The 19,034-nt window shown below is 48.0% G+C and carries 16 protein-coding genes; 5 read left to right on the plus strand and 11 right to left on the minus strand.

The window, feature by feature from the left end:
• Positions 1–437: 437 nt before the first annotated feature.
• Positions 438–1,676 (minus strand): M16 family metallopeptidase, encoded by a 1,239-nt coding sequence (locus P3T48_RS01155; RefSeq protein WP_276505304.1) that lies wholly within the window; start codon positions 1,674–1,676, stop codon positions 438–440.
• 100 nt (positions 1,677–1,776) lie between these two features.
• On the opposite strand from P3T48_RS01155, the gene P3T48_RS01160 reads away from it, so the two are divergent.
• Complete coding sequence (locus tag P3T48_RS01160; RefSeq protein ID WP_276505305.1) at positions 1,777–2,970, plus strand: FprA family A-type flavoprotein; 1,194 nt, start codon at positions 1,777–1,779, stop codon at positions 2,968–2,970.
• 179 nt (positions 2,971–3,149) lie between these two features.
• Here the strand turns inward: P3T48_RS01160 and P3T48_RS01165 are convergent, their stop codons facing one another.
• From P3T48_RS01165 to dapB, 4 genes are read right to left on the minus strand one after another with little or no spacing between them, the layout of a single operon-like run.
• On the minus strand, positions 3,150–3,761 hold the full coding sequence (locus P3T48_RS01165; protein ID WP_276505306.1) for a WbqC family protein: 612 nt from the start codon (positions 3,759–3,761) through the stop codon (positions 3,150–3,152).
• Positions 3,762–3,768: 7 nt separating this feature from the next.
• On the minus strand, positions 3,769–4,197 hold the full coding sequence (locus tag P3T48_RS01170) for a S26 family signal peptidase (protein WP_022253069.1): 429 nt from the start codon (positions 4,195–4,197) through the stop codon (positions 3,769–3,771).
• Positions 4,198–4,211: 14 nt separating this feature from the next.
• The gene (gene lepB / locus P3T48_RS01175; protein ID WP_276505307.1) at positions 4,212–5,663 is read right to left on the minus strand and encodes a signal peptidase I; all 1,452 of its coding nucleotides are present in this window, start codon (positions 5,661–5,663) and stop codon (positions 4,212–4,214) included.
• Positions 5,664–5,691: 28 nt separating this feature from the next.
• Positions 5,692–6,453 carry a 4-hydroxy-tetrahydrodipicolinate reductase gene (gene dapB, locus P3T48_RS01180; protein WP_276505308.1) on the minus strand — a complete coding sequence of 254 codons (762 nt, stop codon included), beginning with the start codon at positions 6,451–6,453 and terminating at the stop codon, positions 5,692–5,694.
• A 201-nt stretch (positions 6,454–6,654) separates the two neighbouring features.
• Here dapB and P3T48_RS01185 point away from each other — a divergent pair, with 201 nt between their 5' ends.
• The 4 genes from P3T48_RS01185 to dusB all read left to right on the plus strand — a co-directional run bounded on the left by P3T48_RS01185 (position 6,655) and on the right by dusB (position 10,740).
• On the plus strand, positions 6,655–7,059 hold the full coding sequence (locus P3T48_RS01185; RefSeq protein WP_276505455.1) for an acyl-CoA thioesterase: 405 nt from the start codon (positions 6,655–6,657) through the stop codon (positions 7,057–7,059).
• A gap of 57 nt (positions 7,060–7,116) precedes the next feature.
• The gene (locus tag P3T48_RS01190) at positions 7,117–8,409 is read left to right on the plus strand and encodes a DUF2851 family protein (protein ID WP_276505309.1); all 1,293 of its coding nucleotides are present in this window, start codon (positions 7,117–7,119) and stop codon (positions 8,407–8,409) included.
• A gap of 74 nt (positions 8,410–8,483) precedes the next feature.
• Positions 8,484–9,611 carry a DNA-processing protein DprA gene (dprA, locus tag P3T48_RS01195; RefSeq protein WP_276505310.1) on the plus strand — a complete coding sequence of 376 codons (1,128 nt, stop codon included), beginning with the start codon at positions 8,484–8,486 and terminating at the stop codon, positions 9,609–9,611.
• 130 nt (positions 9,612–9,741) lie between these two features.
• Positions 9,742–10,740: a tRNA dihydrouridine synthase DusB gene (dusB, locus tag P3T48_RS01200; RefSeq protein ID WP_276505311.1), complete on the plus strand. Its 999-nt coding sequence runs from the start codon at positions 9,742–9,744 to the stop codon at positions 10,738–10,740.
• 348 nt (positions 10,741–11,088) lie between these two features.
• Here dusB and P3T48_RS01205 read toward each other — a convergent pair whose 3' ends face one another.
• The 6 genes from P3T48_RS01205 to P3T48_RS01230 form a co-directional block, all read right to left on the minus strand.
• Positions 11,089–13,230 (minus strand): S46 family peptidase, encoded by a 2,142-nt coding sequence (locus tag P3T48_RS01205; RefSeq protein ID WP_217759014.1) that lies wholly within the window; start codon positions 13,228–13,230, stop codon positions 11,089–11,091.
• 74 nt (positions 13,231–13,304) lie between these two features.
• Complete coding sequence (locus P3T48_RS01210) at positions 13,305–13,838, minus strand: HEAT-like fold family protein (RefSeq protein ID WP_276505312.1); 534 nt, start codon at positions 13,836–13,838, stop codon at positions 13,305–13,307.
• An 11-nt stretch (positions 13,839–13,849) separates the two neighbouring features.
• Positions 13,850–15,181, minus strand: coding sequence for an ATP-binding protein (locus tag P3T48_RS01215; protein ID WP_276505313.1), 1,332 nt, complete (start codon positions 15,179–15,181; stop codon positions 13,850–13,852).
• 233 nt (positions 15,182–15,414) lie between these two features.
• A complete protein-coding gene (locus P3T48_RS01220; protein ID WP_276505314.1) occupies positions 15,415–16,878 on the minus strand; it encodes an oligosaccharide flippase family protein in 1,464 nt (487 codons plus the stop codon).
• Positions 16,879–16,957: 79 nt separating this feature from the next.
• Positions 16,958–17,317 (minus strand): four helix bundle protein, encoded by a 360-nt coding sequence (locus P3T48_RS01225; RefSeq protein WP_276505315.1) that lies wholly within the window; start codon positions 17,315–17,317, stop codon positions 16,958–16,960.
• Between the two features lie 62 nt (positions 17,318–17,379).
• A complete protein-coding gene (locus tag P3T48_RS01230) occupies positions 17,380–18,606 on the minus strand; it encodes a spore maturation protein (protein ID WP_276505316.1) in 1,227 nt (408 codons plus the stop codon).
• Positions 18,607–19,034: the final 428 nt, after the last annotated feature.

The following is a 19,034-nucleotide window of genomic DNA, read 5'->3' on the forward strand; positions in this document are numbered from 1 at the left end:
ACCCTCGTGGAAAAAGGTGAAGTCTATGACGTAAACTACATCAGGCAAGATCCAAGGCTCGTTAAACATAATTAACGTTAAAAATGCGCTCAAAGCTTGCTCAATTAGAGTAAAACAGGGCGACAGATTTGCGTCCAAAACAACCCAGGGCGTTGCCCTGGGCTAAGAGCTTCTGCCCTTTCAGGGCGTGCTGCGTAATTCCAACCGTACAGGTCAAAAAAGTTTTGTAAATTGTCTGGTACTTGAAAGCTTCTGCCCTTCAGGGCGTGTGGTGCTTACTTGCGAAAGTTCTGTAATTTAATTCTATGTTGTTTCGCCAACTGAGGAAGCAAAAACGCGCCAACTGAGGAAACAAAAACGCGCCAACTGAGGAAACAAAAATGCGCCAACTGAGGAAATAAAAATGCGCCAACTGAGGTAATCTCTACCTCACGGCATTATTGATAGATGAGGGTGAAGAGACGTTCATCGGCGAAATATTCCTGGGCGACTTCCTGTATCTGCTGCGAGGTGATTTCGTCTATCTGCTCGTAGAGATGCTGGATGTTCTTGAGCCAGCCATAATGTAGGTAGCTCTTGCCGAAGTCGAGGGCGAAGTTCTCACGGTTGTCGCAAGCCACTCCTATCTGTCCCTTAATCTGCTTTTTGGCAGCTCTTAGCTGCGAATGGCTGAGAGGACGGTCGATGAAATGTTGCAACTCGCGGTGTACGAGGCGGCGGCAACGTTCGATGTCGTGGACGTCGCAGCCGTAATAGATGCTCCAGTAGCCCAGGTCGCTATAGGTGGTCAGGTTGCTCTCTACGGTATAGACGAGGCCGTGATGCTCGCGAAGGGCGAGGTTGAGTTTGGCATTCATGCCAGGACCTCCAAGGATGTTGTTGAGAAGATAGAGAGGCATACGGCGTGCGTCATGGACATTGCAAGCCTGAGTGCCCGTCATGACGTGTGCCTGATGGGTGTGTTTGGGGATGATGACAGTACGTGGCTCCTGCAGAAAGTCGTGATGAGGCAATTCTGCTGACTGGGGGCGCTGGATAGCAGAGGCTGCGGGCAGTCCCACTTGGGCCTTTTCCAAGAGGCGTACAAGGCGGGAAAAGGAAATGTCACCATAGGCGAAGAAGATAGCATTGTCTGGACGATAATGACGATGGGCGAAGCGCTGAGCATCAGCTTGTGTGAAACTTCGTACGCCCTCTGCTGTTCCGAGGATGCTATGACCTAAAGGATGACCCTTGAAGAGGTGGTTCTCGAATTCGTCGTAGATGAGTTCGGAGGGGGTGTCGTTGTAGCTCTCTATCTCGTCGCAAATGACTTCTACCTCCTTGTCAAGCTCTGCCTGGGGATAGGTGGAGTGGAAGACGATGTCGGTAAGGAGGTCAACGGCCCGTGCTGTATGGTCGTGAAGGATGGCGGCATAGTAGACGGTAGACTCCTTGGTGGTGTAAGCCTGCAGGTCGCCTCCTACGCTTTCGAGGCTGTTGAGAATGTGCCATGCCCGGCGACGGCTGGTACCTTTGAAGGTGGTGTGCTCGCAGAAATGGGCAAGGCCTTCCTCGCCTGGCAGCTCGTCACGTGAGCCCGCCTGGATCTGATAGCCACAGTAGACGACGGGACTCGTAGAGGGCAGATGAATGATGCGAAGCCCGTTGGAGAGAGTATGTGTATTGTAATTCATGGCTGCAAAGGTAGTGAAAAATTGTTTAATAATAGCGAATTCGTTTTGCTTTCTTTGGGTTATTCTTTATCTTTGTGCTCAAAAATCAAAATTAACAGTTATGGTAACAGAAATTAAGAACGGGATTTATTACGTGGGTGTAAACGATAGAAACAAGCATCGTTTTGAGGGGCTGTGGCCTCTGCCCAATGGTGTGAGCTATAACTCGTATGTGATTGTAGACGAGAAAGTGACGCTTGTCGACACTGTGGAGGTGGATTTCTTCACTCAGTTTCTGGAGAATATCAAGGAAGTGATTGGTGAGAGGGAGATTGACTATCTGGTCATCAATCACATGGAGCCAGACCACAGCGGTTCGATAGCTCTCATCAAGAAGTATTATCCCAACATCAAGATAGTAGGCAACAAGAAGACCTTAGGTATGCTGGAGGGATTCTATGGCGTGACCGATGATGTGGTGGAAGTAAAGAATGGTGAGACGTTGAGCACAGGCAACCATGAGTTGAGTTTCGTGCTTATTCCGATGGTGCACTGGCCAGAGACAATGGTGACATTGGATGCTGCCAACAAGGTGCTCTTCTCGGGCGATGCTTTCGGCTGCTTCGGAGCGCTGAATGGCGGTGTGATAGACGAGGAGATCAACTGTGAGGGATTCTGGTTGGAGATGGTGCGCTACTACTCTAACATTGTGGGCAAGTATGGTGTGCCTGTACAGAATGCGCTGAAGAAGTTGGCAGGTGTGGAATTAGACTTTATCTGTTCGACCCATGGCCCTGTCTGGCACGAGCATATTGCGAAGGTGATGGATATGTACGACAAGATGTCGAAATACGAGACAGAGCCAGGACTGGTGATCTGCTATGGTACGATGTACGGCAACACAGAGCGTATGGCAGAGATTATCGCGCGTGCTGCGAGCCAGGCTGGTGTGAAGAACATCGTAATGTATAACATCTCTAAGACCCACCATAGCTACATCCTGCGTGATGTGTTCCGCTACAGAGGTCTGATAGTAGGTGCTCCTACTTATAATGCAGGCTTGTATCATGAGATGGAGGTTCTTCTCTCTGAGTTGGCCAACAAGGACATCAAAAAACATCTGCTCGGCTGGTATGGTTCGTATTGCTGGGCCAGCAAGGCTGTGGCGAAGATACAGGAGTGGAACGACACACGCTTGCATTTCGAGGCTGTAGGCGAGCCTGTAGATATGAAACAGGCCATTACTCCCGAGGTGAAGGCGCAATGCGAGGCATTGGGCAAGGCCATGGGTGAGCGATTGCTGAAAGGTGAGTAAGTCATCCAGTCGCCTTTTTAGATATTGAGTATAGAATAATCAGGAATGGTTGTTTTGTAAAATAGTAAATCCGTAATCTTGAGTACAACAGATTACGGATTTTTTTATGCAGAACTTTCATCGATGGAATTTTGGAGGAAATACTAATTCCTCTAACTTCCACATTTGTGTAAGTTCTATCATATAAGATGTAGAATAGACTCGTTTCCCTCGTTGAAGAGGAGGTCGAGAATACTCATGTTGGGCAGGAAACCCAGCTTGTGTTCATAGACCTGATAGTAGCGGTGCGGAACGAAGTCGGCATCAGGAAGGGGGTGTTTGGGTCGTATTGACTCACGATAGTCGCAGAAGTCCTTCAGTTCGTCGCCCTTCAGATAATGGTCTGTGAGCGAGAGATGGGGACGGATGTCGAGCAACTCGATCATCTTGTGGGTTATCTCCATGTTGAAATCAAAGAGAAACTCGTATTTCTTCTCAAAGAAAGGGCGCAAGTCGTCCTGGTAGTAAGGAAAGAATGGACTCTCGCCATAGGCTGAGGCAAGGGCGTTCCAGTGTACATGGCGCCAGTTGGCATGATCGGATATGCGAATGTCTTTGATTGACAGGCAAGTGCCATGAGTAGTAGGTATGGTGAGAGCTTGTGGACCATTGGCTGTGGCAATGATCATGCGGTTGCGGTAGGTCTGCTTGACGAAGTTCTCGTGCTGCTCTATGAGGCACGCCTCGCTGCGCTGTAGTTTCTGATACCACTGCACAGGACCGAAATAGGTGGAAGAAAGAATGGAAAGCATGTTGTTTTCACTTAAATATCAAGTGGGCTTTACCTATCATCTGGTGCTTATGAACGATTTGCGGGCCTCGCTGCGTGCGTACAAGGTAGAAGCGGCAGTCGGGACAGCCACAACGGCGACAGCAAATGGCAGGAATGACGTAGCGCACCGTGTCGAGGGTAATGGTGTCGCCAGGCAGTCGTTCTATGCGGCCAATGAAGTGGGCTTCGGTGACAGAGGCACCACGACGTGCTATCGTATCGGTGAAGACTACGAGGTCGCCACGCTTGAAGCTGTCGCAATATACCCTGTTCACTATCACTCGGGAACCAGACTTAAGGTAGGGCGGAAGCCCGCCTTGTGGAACCGAGAAGATAGTGAGGACGTAGGTGTGGACTGCCCATACAAGGAGCAGTGCCAGCACTAACGTGATGAGGTATTTGACGGCTACTTTCACTAAATGGTTAGGAGTTACTTGATGTTGTCGACAAATTTGAAGAGGCGACTCCAGCGTATGCCCGAGAAGCCAGGATGGTCAGGGCTGTGGCTCCACCATATAAAGATAGGTTTACCCACAATATGGTCTTCTGGCACGAAACCCCAGTAGCGGGAGTCGGCTGAGTTGTGACGGTTGTCGCCCATCATCCAGTAGTAGTCGAGACGGAATGTGTAGCTTTTGGCTACCTTGCCGTTGATAAGGATGCGGCCTGCATTGTCCACTTTCAGGTCGTTGCCCTCGTAAACCTTGATGCATCGTTCGTAGATGGGCAGGTTGTCGAGGGTCAGGGCGATGGTTTTGCCCTTCTGTGGAATCCAGATAGGACCATAGTTGTCGCGTGTCCAGCCTGTATTGGCATTGATAGGGTATAAGTCGCCGTAAGTGGCATCGGTATTGATGCTGATGCTTGCCACGAGGTTCTTGTTGGCCTTGAGAGCCAGGTAAGCCTTGCGGGTAAGCGGAATGACGCCACTCTGGTTGTAGGTGAGCAGGTCTTCGTTGGTGATGCCCAACTCGTCGGCCAGGTCGACGGGGAACTCGCCACGAAGTTTCATCTTATAAGTGTACTGCACGTTGTCGGGCTCCTTGTTGGGACGTCCGTTGAGATAAACGATACGGTTCTTGATCTGGAGTGTCTGTCCGGGCAGTCCGACGCAACGCTTCACGTAGTTCTCGCGACGGTCTGTAGGACGGCTGATGATGTCGCCATACTCGCCAGGCATACTCTCGATGTAGTGGCGTCCTGTGGCGTACACCTGCTCGAAGTAGCGATAACGTTGCAGAGGAGTGAGGTGAGCCACGTCCTTAGCCAGGCCGTTCTGCTCCAGAATCTGTTCTCCGAAAGGATAGACGAGATCGTGATAGTAGTCGCATGCCTGATAGCGCTCCTCGTTGACGAGGGTGTCGCCGGCAGGAAAGTTGAATACCACGATGTCGTTGAGTTTTACATTTCCCAAGCCCTTGACACGGCGATAGTCCCAGTGAGGCCACTCTACGTAGCTTTTTACGTTGACCAGCGGCATGGTGTGCTGGGTAAGGGGCATGGTGAGTGGGGTCTGTGGAATACGTGGACCATAGCTTACCTTGCTTACGAAGAGGTAGTCGCCCGTGAGAAGGCTCTTCTCCAACGATGAAGAAGGGATGACGTAGTTCTGGAAGAAGAAGAGATTGATGAAGTAGACGGCTACAAGGGCAAAGACGAGCGCGTCAACCCAGCTCATGATAAAGCGTACGGGGCCCTCGGAATCTTTCCACCACTGCCAGCGTATCTTTTTGGTGATATAGACATCGTAGATAAAGGGCACGACAACAAGGCCGAGCCAACTCTGTACCCAGAGCAGGAAGGCAAGATAGAGGACCAGCACAATAGCGAACTTGGTCCACTGCACCTTCATATTGAGTTTTTGTTTCTGTTTGTCGATCATTAACTTGATAGAATTGTTTGATGGGGAATTAGAACTTAAAGAGGTCGGAAGTAGTGAGCAGGCCACTGTGGGTGGCAGTGAACTCAGCTGCCAGGACTGCACCGAGAGCGAAGCCCTTGCGTGAGTGGGCGCTGTGCTCAATGGTGATCATGTCTGCCTCAGAGTCATACATCACGGCATGGATGCCTGGCACCTCGCCGTCGCGAACGCAGTTGATGACCAAGTCGTCAGAGGTAATGTTCTGGTCGCCCTTGTCCTGATGACCGTCGTTGGTCCAGTAGGTGACACCACGCTTCCAGTCTTTCTTGCGGTCCAGATTGTCAATAATCTCTTCGGCAAGGGTGATGGCTGTTCCGCTTGGGGCATCGAGCTTATGTACATGGTGGGTTTCCTGCATGCAGACATTGTACTGTGGGAACTGATTCATGATTTTGGCCAAGTAGCGGTTGACAGCCTGGAAGATGGCAACACCGATGCTGAAGTTGGAAGCCCAAAAGAGAGTCTGCTTGCCATCGGCACACAATGCCTCGACATCAGCCTTGTGGTCTTTCATCCATCCTGTGGAGCCGCTTACCACCTTGACATTGTGGGCGAAGGCCTTGAGATAGTTGCCATAGGCAGCTGTAGGGTTGGTAAACTCGATGGCGACATCTGCCGAGCAGAACTCGGGGCTGTCGATATCTTCAGGGTTATTCACGTCAATCTTACATACGATTTCGTGGCCACGCTGCAGGGCAATCTCTTCGATCATGTGACCCATCTTGCCGTAGCCAATCAAAGCTATTTTCATCGTTTATTTCTTGTTTTGTTTCTATCTGTTTTATGCTTTCACGCACGTTCGTGCGCGAACCTTTCGGCAAAAATAATCAAAAATATTGAAAATACGTCCTTAATAGTGACAATTAATAGAAAAATTTGGTTATTTTTGCAGTGATTTAGAGATAAAGCCCTCAAAAAGAGGATTTTTAGGACCAAAATAAGCAACATAAAGATTATGAAATACGTATTTGAGACCAAGATGGAAGTGCGCGACTATGAGTGCGACATAGAGGGAATCGTCAACAATGCCAACTACCTGCACTATATGGAGCACACCCGTCACCTCTTTCTGCAGAAATGTGGACTGAGCTTTGCCGAGATGCACCGCAAGGGAGTGGATGCAGTCGTGGCGAGGATGAATCTGCAATACAAGACACCGCTGCAGTGTGACGATGAGTTCTACTCGAGACTGTGGTTGGAGAAGCTGGGAGTGAGATATGTGTTCCATCAGGACATCTATCGTGCCTCCGACGAACGTCTGTGTCTGAAAGCTACCGTTGAGTTGGTGTGTCTCATACAGGGCAAGTTGGGCAACAGCGAAGACTACGACAGGGCTTTCGAGAAATACTTTGCCTGAGAAACATACCACTGCCCCCTGACTCCTTAACAATAAAAACTTAAAACCGATAACGATATGGAACAGCTACTGCACTATGTTTGGAAACATAAGCTCTTTCCGCTCACCGCTCTCTGCACGACATCGGGAAAGCCGGTAGAGGTGATTGACCCGGGACTGCACAATCGCAATGCAGGCCCCGACTTCTTCAATGCCAAGGTGAAGATAGACGGAACCCTATGGGTGGGAAACGTGGAAATACACGACAAGGCGAGCGACTGGTATGTGCATAGACACGACAAAGAAGAGCGGTACGACAATGTGGTTCTGCATGTGTGCGGATGTGTGGACACAGAGGCGAAAAACAGTAAGGGAGAGGCTTTGACGCAGATGGCATTGGATATTCCCGACAAGGTGATGAAGAACTACAGAGAACTGTTGTCGGTAGACCAGTATCCACCTTGCTATCAGATCATCCCCTCGCTGACGAGTCTTACCGTGCATGCATGGATGAATGCCCTGCAGACCGAACGCTTAGAGCAGAAAACCAATGCCATAGAGGATCGGGTAAGAAGATGCAATGGTGACTGGGAGAATGCTTATTTCGTGACCTTGGCACGCAACTTCGGCTTTGGTGTCAATGGCGAAGCCTTTGAGGAATGGGCTTTCCATATACCTTTGCAGGCCGTGGGACATCACCGTGACGACATTCTCCAGATAGAGGCCATCTTCATGGGGCAGGCAGGACTGCTGGAACTGAACACCATACCGGAAAGATACCAGAAAGATGCTCTGAACGACGGATACTTTGCCAAACTGAGGAATGAATACAAATACTTGGCTCATAAGTTCAACCTAACCCCGATGGACTACAGGCAGTGGAGGTTTCTACGACTCAGACCGCAAAACTTCCCGCATATCCGAATCTCGCAACTGGCACATCTGTACTATCAGCGCAAGGCAGGACTGAGCCAACTCGTAGAGGCCGCTTCGGTAGAGGATGCCAAGAAAGTGCTTGCCACGGCTGTGACGCCTTATTGGGAAACGCATTACACCTTTGGAAGCACCAGTGTGAGAAACGATAAAAACCTGTCTCCATTCTCGCTCAACCTGTTGTGTATCAACACCGTGGTTCCCATACTCTTTGCCTATGGCAGACATAGGGGCGAGGAGAAATATTGCGACAGAGCTTTCGACTTTCTGGAACAGTTACGACCCGAGAACAACTACATCATCCGACTCTGGCAACAGTGTGGACTCGTGGTGGATAATGCCGGCGACTCGCAGGCGCTCATCCAGCTCAAGAAGGAATACTGCGACAAGAAGGAATGTCTGCGCTGTCGTTTCGGATACGAATATCTGAAACTCTAAGCATCCTGCTTTGTCGCATCTCTCTCAACTCAACATTCAATTTCCAACAAACCAACGCTCAATACTCAATCTCCGTGGACCAGCAAGAAATACTCAATACTATCACCCTGACACGACTGAACTACTTCAGCCTGGCAGGAATACTCGAACTCTATAGAAGAACGGGTTCGGCGACAACCATATTCGAGAACAAAGACCATATCAGAGACATTCTGCCTGATGCCACGCCTAAACTCGTGGAAACACTGAAAAACTGTGACGAGGCAAGGCGCAGGGCTGAGGTGGAGCTGGAATATGACTTGAAATATGGCATTACTCCGCTCTGTATGAGCGACGAACGATACCCGCAAAGACTGCGCGACTGCGATGATGCACCGCTGATGCTCTTTTATAAAGGATCGGCAGACCTGAACCAGAAACGGGTCATCAATATCGTGGGAACACGCCATTGTACGATTTATGGCGAAGATGTCATCAGGCGATTTGTTTCAGACTTGAGGCAGCTATGCCCGCAAGTCCTTGTTGTGAGTGGCTTGGCTTATGGCGTCGACATTCATGCCCATCAGCAAGCTCTGAACAATGGATATGAGACAGTGGGTGTGTTGGCTCATGGTCTGGACAACCTTTATCCTTCGAGCCATCGTGCTACGGCTGTGAAAATGTTGAGTCAGGGCGGACTGCTCACGGAGTTTCTTACCCAGACCAATGCTGATAAAATCAACTTCGTAAGGCGCAACCGTATTGTGGCGGGCATGTCGGATGCCTGTATCCTCGTGGAGAGTGCCGCCAAGGGTGGAGGACTGATCACCACCGAAATATCTCAGGCTTACAACCGCGATGTCTTTGCCTTTCCTGGACGCGTAGGCGATGTGTACAGCGAGGGATGCAACAACCTGATACGCAGCAATGGCGCTACACTCATCACATCGGCAGAAGACTTTGTGAAAGACATGAGGTGGCAGGACGATGCCAAACTGATGAAAGCCAAGCGGCAAGGCATAGAGCGGACGCTCTTTCCTGACCTCTCGGCAGAGGAGCAAGCCATTGTCAATGTGTTGGAAAAGAACAACGACCTGCAGATAAACCTCATCAGCATTCAGTCGGGGATAGAGATAGGAAGGCTCACAGCCCATCTCTTCTCTTTAGAGATGAAAGGCATCGTAAAGACCTTGGCAGGAGGAATGTATCATCTGCTGAAATAGTGATTTTTCGAAAAAAAGTAGTACCTTTGCAGCCGCAAGCAGGGAATGCTCTCTTTAAAGGGTTTTTGAAAGGGGTATTTGAAAAAAGTGCTGATCCTTCTGCTGCTGGTAATACTTGAATTCAGGAAATATGAAAATAGGAAATATAGAATTTGGAAACAAACCGCTCTTCCTCGCTCCGATGGAAGACGTGACCGATATAGGCTTCCGTATGCTCTGCAAGCGATACGGAGCGGCTATGGTGTATACGGAGTTTGTATCGGCTGAGGCTCTGGTGCGCTCTATCAAGTCGACTGTCAACAAGCTGACCATCAGCGACGAGGAACGTCCTGTCGGTATTCAGATTTATGGCAGAACGACAGAAGACATGGTGGAGGCTGCCAAGATTGTGGAACAGGCGAAGCCCGATGTGATAGACATCAACTTTGGATGTCCTGTGAAGAAGGTGGCAGGAAAGGGAGCAGGAGCTGGTATGCTGAGAAACATACCGCTGTTGCTCGATATTACGCGTAACGTGGTGAAGGCTGTCAATGTGCCCGTGACGGTGAAGACCCGACTGGGATGGGACAGTGACAACCTTGTGATTACCGAATTGGCTGAACAGCTGCAGGACTGCGGCATTCAGGCGCTCACCATACACGGAAGAACAAGAAGTCAGATGTATACGGGAGTGGCCGACTGGCGACTGATAGGTGAGGTGAAGAACAATCCACGCATCCATATTCCGATTATCGGCAATGGCGACATCACGACACCCGAAGAAGCTCAACTTGCCTTCGAGCGTTATGGTGTGGATGCTGTCATGGTGGGCAGAGCTACTTTCGGAAGGCCTTGGATCTTCAAGGAGATGCGTGACTACTTAGATAACACAGGGGCTGCTCCCCTCACCGTCGATGAGAAGATTGACATCCTGGAAGAACAGCTGCGCATCAATATCGACCGTATAGATGAGTACAGAGGCATTCTGCATACTCGCCGACACTTGGCTGCATCGCCTATCTTCAAAGGTATTCCCGACTTCAAGCAGACGCGTATCGCCATGCTTAGAGCCAATACCGAGGAAGAATTGAGGAGGATTCTTGCCGAATGTAGAGACAGACTGTCTCAACTCGCTGCTTGCCATCACTAAACATAAAACATGAAGACGCATATTCAAAAGTTGAGTTTCCCTTGCACAAAAGCTGAGTTTCCCTTGCACAAAAGCTGAGTTGCCCTTTACTAAAAGTCAATGAAGCCTGCTGTCTACTACTTTGCCTAACCTGTATTTAGCAAAATAAAGATCAGGCGAAGCTAAATATAACCTATATTTAATTAAATATAAGTTAGGCGAAGCATTTTGCATCAGGCTTCTTGATGTTTCCTGTCCGTTCTGTTGAAATTAGAAAGCCGTTCAAACAACGTTTGTATGTCGTTTGAACGGCTTGGTTAGTATTGCCTAATGAAAACACCTAATACGGCAGGAATGCCTTTCGGGTTGCTACTTGGCGTTGATTTCCTTCAAGAGGCGATCGGCGTGTCCCCACTTGTCCATCAGGTAGAGCACGTAGCGGATGTCTACACCGATGCAGCGGGCCAGGCGCTTGTCGAAGTTGATGTCAGAGCTGAGGCTGTCCCAGTTGCCGTCGAAGGCAAGACCTATCAGTTCGCCCTTGCCGTTGAACATAGGGCTGCCAGAGTTACCGCCGGTAATATCGTTGTTGGTGAGGAAGCAGAGCTGCATCTTGCCAGTCTCCTTGTCCTGATACTTGCCGAAGTCTTTCTCTGAGAGCAATTCATGCATGATAGGCTCGGCATAATAGTCGATTACCTTGTCGCCCTGCTTCATTTTCTCAACGATGCTCTCGGCTGTGGTATAGTAGCCTGATGGCTTGCCACCGAGGTCAAAACCGCCTACCTGACCGTAGCTCAATCGCATGGTGAAGTTGGCATCGCTGTAGTGAGGCAGGTCTTCCTCCATGCGGAGCTTGGCAGCACAGAGATACTTCTCCTGCTCGGCGATAGAATCGGATACGGCTCCCATCTTCTCTACGAAGTCGGCATAGATGTCGTTCAGGTCCATTCCGTAGCTTACACCTGGGTCTTTCTCGAATCCCTTCTTGTTGAAGTAGAGCTTGGCGCCCTTCTTCATCAGGAGTGACTTCTCCCAGAGATAGTCTACATACTTGGTGTAGTCACCACCAAACTGAGTGTCGATGGTGGCATAGAACTTGGGCAACCACTTGGTGTCAACGTGCTCCTTATAGTTCTTCAGAAGAGTGGCGAGCACCTCTTTGTCGAGAGCCATGTCCCATTCGTCAGAGTTGTCGTCAAACTCATGATACTGCTTCTTCTTGTTCTTCTCAGGGCCCTTTACCTCCATGTTGCTCTGCAGTTTGAGAGCACGGGTAGAGAACTCTACATTGCTTCTTCTTGTAAACGACTCGGCGAAGTTGGTCCAGGCATATTTCACGTCGGCACTCTGCTTGTAGAGCTGTGCAAGCTTGTCGAAGTCTACCTTATGGGCCAGGTCGTTGGCAGCCTTGGCTGTGTCCTGCCATGTGCGAAGACGGGCTTCGTACTCGCGCTTCAGGTTGATGATGCCTATAGAGTCGATACATTTGTTCATGCCGAGGGCGTTCTTCCAGTAGTTGGAAGAGCTGGCATACTTGCTGTCGTACTTGATTCGTACAGCCTCGTCGGCACGCATGTGCTTCTGCATCACTTCCTGCTTCACGCCACGAACCTGTGCACGTGGAGCATTCTCGGCATCGCGCATGGTCTGGATGCCATAGCTGGAGAGGTAGCGCTCTGTTGTGCCAGGATAGCCCATGGTCATGGCGTAGTCGCCATCCTTATAGCCTTGCAGCGAAACCTGTGCCCAACGCTTGGGTTTGTAAGGCACGTTGTCCTTGCTGTAGGCTGCAGGACCATTGGTCTTAGGATCGGCATAAATGCGGAATACAGAGAAGTCGCAAGTTTGGCGGGGCCACATCCAGTTGTCTGTATCGCCGCCAAACTTACCCATCGACTTAGGCACGGTGAACACTAAGCGAAGGTCGGTGAAGTCGCGGTAGGTAGTGGCGTACCATTTGTTGCCCTCGTAGAAAGGCTTGATGCTGACGTGCAGGGTAGAGTCGTTCTTCTTTACCTCCTGTGTCATCGCATTCTCCAGGCTGTCAGTCAATTCGCTGCGCTTCTTGTTGTCCAGCTTCTCATAGCCCAGGCTCATGAGTTTGTCGGTAACATCTTTCTGGTCGATCATGAAACTTACGAACATGTCCTCGTTGGGCAGTTCTTCCTCGAAGCTCTTGGCAAAGAAGCCGTTGAGCATGTAGTCGTGCTCCACGGTAGAGTGGCTTCTGATAGCCTCGAAACCGCAATGGTGATTGGTGAATACCAGTCCGTCGGGTGAAACGACTACTCCAGAGCAATAGCCGGAGAAGTTGACCACAGCGTTCTTCAAGGCGTCCTCGCCATTGTAGAGCTGGTCGTAAGTCATACTGAAACCTTCACGCTGCATCATCTCGTACACTGCGTTTGGCAAGTTGTAAATTGTCCACATTCCCTCGTCAGCGTGTGCGGTGTTGATTCCGCAGAACGCCATGATAGAGGCGATAAGGACCGTTGCTTTTTTCTTCATTACTTGTTTTTCTGTTTTTATTATGATGTTATTTATTCTTTTTCTCATACCATTATAACTTTGCAAAGTTACGACTATTTTCCGAAATGTCCAAGGCTTAGTTTGATTTTCTTCATCACCTGTTTCTTGGCTGAGGTCAAGCCTGGTGAAAGTGGCTCCTGTTCCAGCATGTCTATAGCTGCTTTGAGCTCAGTGAGTAACTCGGGATAATACTTCATTTGCTCATAGGCGAGCTTCATGCAGTAGCAGCGGATGGCATAGGGCTGGGAACAGGCTGTAATCTTGGCGATGCAGAAGTCGATAAAGTCGGAACGGAGAGATTTTTCCTCGAAAGGCTGACGGAGAAGGAGTTGGAGTATCAAGCGGCGCTTGGTCTCATTCTTCTCTACGAGCACTCGGTCTATCAAGTCATCATGCTTAGCATAGAGCCACTCGTTGTTCTGCATGTCGAAATGAGTGAATACCCACAGGGCATTGGTGGCAACTCGCTCATCTTCATCAAATATTAGTTGATAAAGCTCAGCTTTCTTGCGGCTATTGCCATGGCAGAGAATGCAAATCTCATAGATGTCATCCATGCAAAGTTTCTTATTCAGTTTCTTTCTCATGTTTCTATGGCTTATTTGATGATGAAACTCTTCTCTACCTTGTGTTTAACAAATTCTCTAACTGCGAATAGTGGTACATTTTCCATCCATTCTTGGTCTTGGAAACCTCGCATGGAGAAACGGATACCTTTGAGATGATAGGAGGCAAAATCGTGAGTGATAAATGCTGCGAGTGATTTTGCCTTTACATTCTCCTCTGCCTTTACTTCTATTGGTAAGATTTCGCTGCCGGCTTGTACTATGAAATCAATTTCTTGGGTAGAGCTTGGCTTACTGTAATAATATATGGGTAAGTAAGGAAGAGATTTCAGTTGTTGAAGCACGAAATTCTCAGTAAACGCCCCCTTGTATTCGCTAAACACGTTGTTGCCAATGAGAATCTGGTCAGGTTGTGCCATTGTGAGTGCTCCCAACAAACCTACATCAAGCACATATAATTTGAAAGCATCCATGTCTGCATAGAATTTTAATGGAGATTTGGCATCTCTTGTTCTTTCTACCTTATGGACGAGTCCTGCGTCAGTGAGCCATTGTATTGCAATCTCGAAATCTTTAGCCCTAGCTCCTTTTCTTATTGCACCATAGATGAACTTCTTGTTCTCGCGAGCCAGTTGGGCTGGAATTGATTGCCATACCATTCTTACTCTTTGTGTCTGTTCTTCGGTGTGTTTGCTGATATCAGCCTCGTATGCATTCAAGATGTTTTGCTGAATTTGCCTTACTTGCATTGGGTTGTGATTTTGTGTAAATTCCAATACTGCTTCGGGCATACCTCCAACAAAGTAGTATCGTCGAAGATATTCTATGAATTTTGGAGCGAGGCTGTTGATAAGTTCCTTATCTCCGCTTTGCAATAAATCCAAAAGTTGTTTCTCTCCATTGGCAAGTAGAAATTCCTCATAAGTCATGGGGTAGAGGTGCATGATGTCAACTTTACCGACAGGGAAGGATTCTCCTTTCATGTTCATGACACCGAGCAATGATCCTGCTACGATGATATGCAATTCTGGCTTGTCTTCACAGAAATATTTCAGCGAGGACAAAACAGGTGGAATCTCTTGTATCTCATCGAGAAATACAAGGGTCTTGCCAGGAGTGATGTCTTGGTGTGCATAAGCAGCAAGGCCGATGGAAAGTCTTTCTGCATTTGCGTCACCTTGAAAAAGTTGAGCAATGCTTTTGTTTTTGTAACAGTTGATGTAAACCATATTCTCAAATTCGTTGTCTCCAAACTCTTTGATAATATAGGTCTTGCCAACTTGTCTTGCTCCATACATGATGAGTGGTTTTCTGTTGCTGGATAATTTCCAGTCTTTCAGATGGTTGTATATGAATCTTTTCATGTTTGCTACACTTTTGTGAGGGAATATTGTTTGTGTCTGTACATTTTTGTGAGGGAATAATATCTTATTCTCAACACTTTTGTGAGGGAATATCGCTGCAAAGATACTGATTTCTTTTGTAAAACCACAAAAAGTCGTCCTTAAAAGTGTGATATTTTACAACAAGTCGAACTGAAAAGTGCAAAAACAGCTGATATGCAAGTGTGCATACCAGCTGCTTTCTTATGTATCTGTTACTTTCTAAAGTACTTTCCTACCACCGGCAGACTCTTCAAAGGGAAATCCTTCTTCACGAGATAGGCAGCGAAGATGAGGATGAGCACCGTGTTGATGAGGCAGGCAATTCCACTGGAGAAGTATCTGTTAGCCTCGGTCATTCCCACGAAGAGGACGAGGGCGAGAACCACATAGATTATCATCTCCTTTACCGGATAGTTGATAGGATACTTCTTCTGACCCACAAAATAGGAGAGAAGCATCGCCGTTCCATATCCTGCAAAACCAGCCCAGGCACAGGCGATGTAACCATAGATAGGCACGAAGATAACGTTGATGGCAATCAATACCAGGCAGCCGATGCCTGAGAAGTAAGCTCCCCAGATGGTCTTGTCGATGAGCTTGTACCAGAAACTGAGGTTGAAATATACTCCCATCATGATCTCTGCTGCCATGACGATAGGCACTACCTTCAGTCCGTCCCAGTAGTCGCGGCCGATGATGTGGCGCAATACATCCAGATAGCCTACCACCACCAGGAAAGCCAAGAGGGTGAAGATGACGAAATACTTCATCGCCGAAGCATAAGTCTGTCGGTTGTCCTTGTCCTTTGCCTTGCCGAATACGAATGGCTCGTAAGCATAGCGGAAAGCTTGGGTAATCATTGCCATGATCATCGCAATCTTGCTGGCAGCTCCATAGATTCCGAGCTGCGCATGAGCATCGCCCTTCTCATAGATGTAAGGGAAGAGAATCTTGTCCGCTGTCTGGTTCAGAATACCGGCAATACCGAGCACGAGGATAGGCCAGCTATAGCCCAGCATCTTCTTGACGAGCACCTTACATTCGCTCCAGGAGCATTTCTCTCCCATGAATCCTTCCTTCAGTTCCTGGTAGAAACAGAAGGTGATGGATGCGGTACAAACCAGGTTGATGTAGAAAGCATAACCCACATCGTGACCATCCATGATGACGTAGTAAACCAGGTTGAGTGCAATGTTCAGTCCGATGAAGAGCAACTTGAAGGCTGCAAACTTCAACGGGCGCTTCTTGTATCTGAGATAAGCGAATGGGATGCACTGGAAAGCATCAATGGCCACGGTAACGAACATCGTCCAGACGTAAGCAGGATGGTCGGCATAGCCCATCGCATCGCTCAAAGGCGTGATGAAGATGAATACTAAGGCGATGAAGAGTAGGGAGGTGAAGCCCACCATGCTCAATACCGTGTGGTAAACTTTCTCAGAATTTTCTCCCTCCTTATTGACGAAACGGAAGAAGGTGGTCTCCATTCCGTAGGTCAGGATGACGAGGAGTAACGCCGTATAGGCGTACATGTTGGTGATGACACCATAACCACCACTGGCGGCGCTGATCTTAGCCGTATAGAGTGGTACAAGCAGATAGTTCAGAAATCTGCCGATGATACTGCTCAAACCATAGATGGCGGTATCCTTTGCTAAACTTTTGAGGTTTGCCATATGTTTAAAAGTAAAAGGGTAAAAAGGTAAAAAGGTAAAAGGAAGCAGGATCCTCTGCCTTTTCACTTTTTACTTTTGTTTATTGATTATTTTTTTGTTTCAATTTATTGATGATATTTACGAGAGTTCCTATGATAGTCTTAACATCATTGGATATTGATTCGTATTGTTCTGTTGTTATATTATTGCTTTCTTGAAGTAAGTCCAGCCAATATAAAGTTTCACTTGCTTCTTTTAGGGAGATGCTAAGTTTGCTTATATAGTCTGGTGTGCTTTGAGCATAGGTACTTTCTGCAATGTTTGCTCCTATGCTTGTACCACATCTGTATATTTGTTTAGACATAACGAATTCATGTTTCTCTTCTTTGAGGAAAACATAGAGTTTGATGATTCGTATAGCAAATTTCTTACTTAATTCATAAATGACATTATTGCCCATATTCCCTTTTTATTATATGACTATATAATCTAAGTCTTTTTTACCTTTTTACTTTTTTACCTTTAAAAGAATATATATGCTATAGCTATTGCTGCGATGACTCCTGCCAAATCGGCGAGCAAGCCGCAAGCCACGGCGTGACGGGTATTCCTGATGCTTACGCTTCCGAAATATACAGCCAATATATAGAAGGTAGTATCGGTGGAACCCTGGAAGATGCAGCTCAGTCGGCCCACAAACGAATCAGGACCATAGTTCTTCATCGCCTCCAGCATCATGCCTCGTGCGCCACTTCCCGATAGCGGTTTCATGATGGCGGTAGGCAGGGCACCTACGAAATCTGCATTCAATCCGCATTGTTCTACCGACCAGGAAATGCCTTGAATCACCATATCCATCGCTCCCGAAGCACGGAACACGCCGATGCCCACGAGGATAGCTACGAGATAAGGGATAATCTTCACCGCAGTAGTAAAACCTTCCTTCGCTCCTTCGATAAAGGCATCATAAACATTCACTTTCTTCCAGAAACCCGCCAGAATAAAGCAGAGGATGATGCCTAAGAGAATCATATTCGAAGCCAGGGTGGTAACCGTGTTCATCGTATCCTTATCCATCTGTCCGAATCCCCAGATGATGATGCCTACGAAGGCGCACATTCCCAGCAGGGTAGCGAGCAATACCGGCTGCAGGATGTTGATGCGCTGCCAGAGCGAGGTGATGATGATGCCGGCAAGTGTAGCCACGAGCGTAGCCATCAGGATAGGGATGAAGACATCCGTAGGCTGGGCTGCACCATAGGAGGCACGGAAGGCGAGGATAGTGGTAGGGATGATGGTGAGTCCAGAGGTGTTCAGAACCAGGAACATGATCATCGGGTTCGTCGCCGTATCCTTCTTCGTGTTGAGCTCCTGCATCTGCTGCATCGCCTTCAATCCTGTAGGTGTTGCCGCATTATCGAGTCCCAGCATATTCGAAGCGATGTTCATGAAGATGCTTCCCATTACCGGATGGTTCTTCGGAATATCAGGGAAGAGTCGGGTGAAGACTGGACTGAGCGCTCTCGCCAACACATTCACTACTCCCGCCTTCTCTCCTATCTTCATGATGCCAAGCCAGAGGGCGAGCACGCCCGTCAGTCCGAGTGAAATCTTGAAGGCATTCTTGGATGAGTCGAAGGTGGAATCTACAATCTTCTGGAAGATAGTCGTATCTCCCATTGCCAATCCGATGAGTGCGAAGATGAACGCAATCACGAAAAATGCTATCCAAATGTAATTTAAAACCATTTATTTTGTATAATTCTTCAATTTACTATAGCTTCTAATTTTCTACCAGCTTGGTAGAAAGTTAGAGAGCCTGTTTGTTGTTTTTTCAAGCACGGCTGCAAAATTACAACAAAAAACTTGTATAGGGTTCGTTTTATATAGAAAATCCCTCATTGAGGGAGGATTTTGATGAATTTTATCCCTCATTGAGGGATTTTTGCCATTTTTTCTTTGTCCTTTCAAGCATTATTTGTATATTTGTCAGCGATTCTGAAAAGGATCGCGACATAATGGAAAAGGCGCATACTTAGCGCTTTGTTCTTGACTTTCTGAAACTTCGCAAACTTCATGCACTGTCAATGAACATAGCAACGGTAGGTGCTCTCGGGATGTGTTAATTCACATCCCTTTACTGGTATGGCTTATTGCGTCAAGGCGATAGGTCTTAT

Origin of the sequence: Segatella intestinalis, assembly GCF_029348455.1 — a bacterium.
Taxonomy (GTDB): domain Bacteria; phylum Bacteroidota; class Bacteroidia; order Bacteroidales; family Bacteroidaceae; genus Prevotella.

Coding starts and splice junctions, on each gene's coding strand:
- P3T48_RS01155 (WP_276505304.1), bottom strand. CDS start 1,676: ATGAATTACAATACACATACTCTCTCCAACGGGCTTCGCATCATTCAT.
- P3T48_RS01160 (WP_276505305.1), top strand. CDS start 1,777: ATGGTAACAGAAATTAAGAACGGGATTTATTACGTGGGTGTAAACGAT.
- P3T48_RS01165 (WP_276505306.1), bottom strand. CDS start 3,761: ATGCTTTCCATTCTTTCTTCCACCTATTTCGGTCCTGTGCAGTGGTAT.
- lepB (WP_276505307.1), bottom strand. CDS start 5,663: ATGATCGACAAACAGAAACAAAAACTCAATATGAAGGTGCAGTGGACC.
- dapB (WP_276505308.1), bottom strand. CDS start 6,453: ATGAAAATAGCTTTGATTGGCTACGGCAAGATGGGTCACATGATCGAA.
- P3T48_RS01190 (WP_276505309.1), top strand. CDS start 7,117: ATGGAACAGCTACTGCACTATGTTTGGAAACATAAGCTCTTTCCGCTC.
- dusB (WP_276505311.1), top strand. CDS start 9,742: ATGAAAATAGGAAATATAGAATTTGGAAACAAACCGCTCTTCCTCGCT.
- P3T48_RS01205 (WP_217759014.1), bottom strand. CDS start 13,230: ATGAAGAAAAAAGCAACGGTCCTTATCGCCTCTATCATGGCGTTCTGC.
- P3T48_RS01210 (WP_276505312.1), bottom strand. CDS start 13,838: ATGAGAAAGAAACTGAATAAGAAACTTTGCATGGATGACATCTATGAG.
- P3T48_RS01215 (WP_276505313.1), bottom strand. CDS start 15,181: ATGAAAAGATTCATATACAACCATCTGAAAGACTGGAAATTATCCAGC.
- P3T48_RS01220 (WP_276505314.1), bottom strand. CDS start 16,878: ATGGCAAACCTCAAAAGTTTAGCAAAGGATACCGCCATCTATGGTTTG.
- P3T48_RS01225 (WP_276505315.1), bottom strand. CDS start 17,317: ATGGGCAATAATGTCATTTATGAATTAAGTAAGAAATTTGCTATACGA.
- P3T48_RS01230 (WP_276505316.1), bottom strand. CDS start 18,606: ATGGTTTTAAATTACATTTGGATAGCATTTTTCGTGATTGCGTTCATC.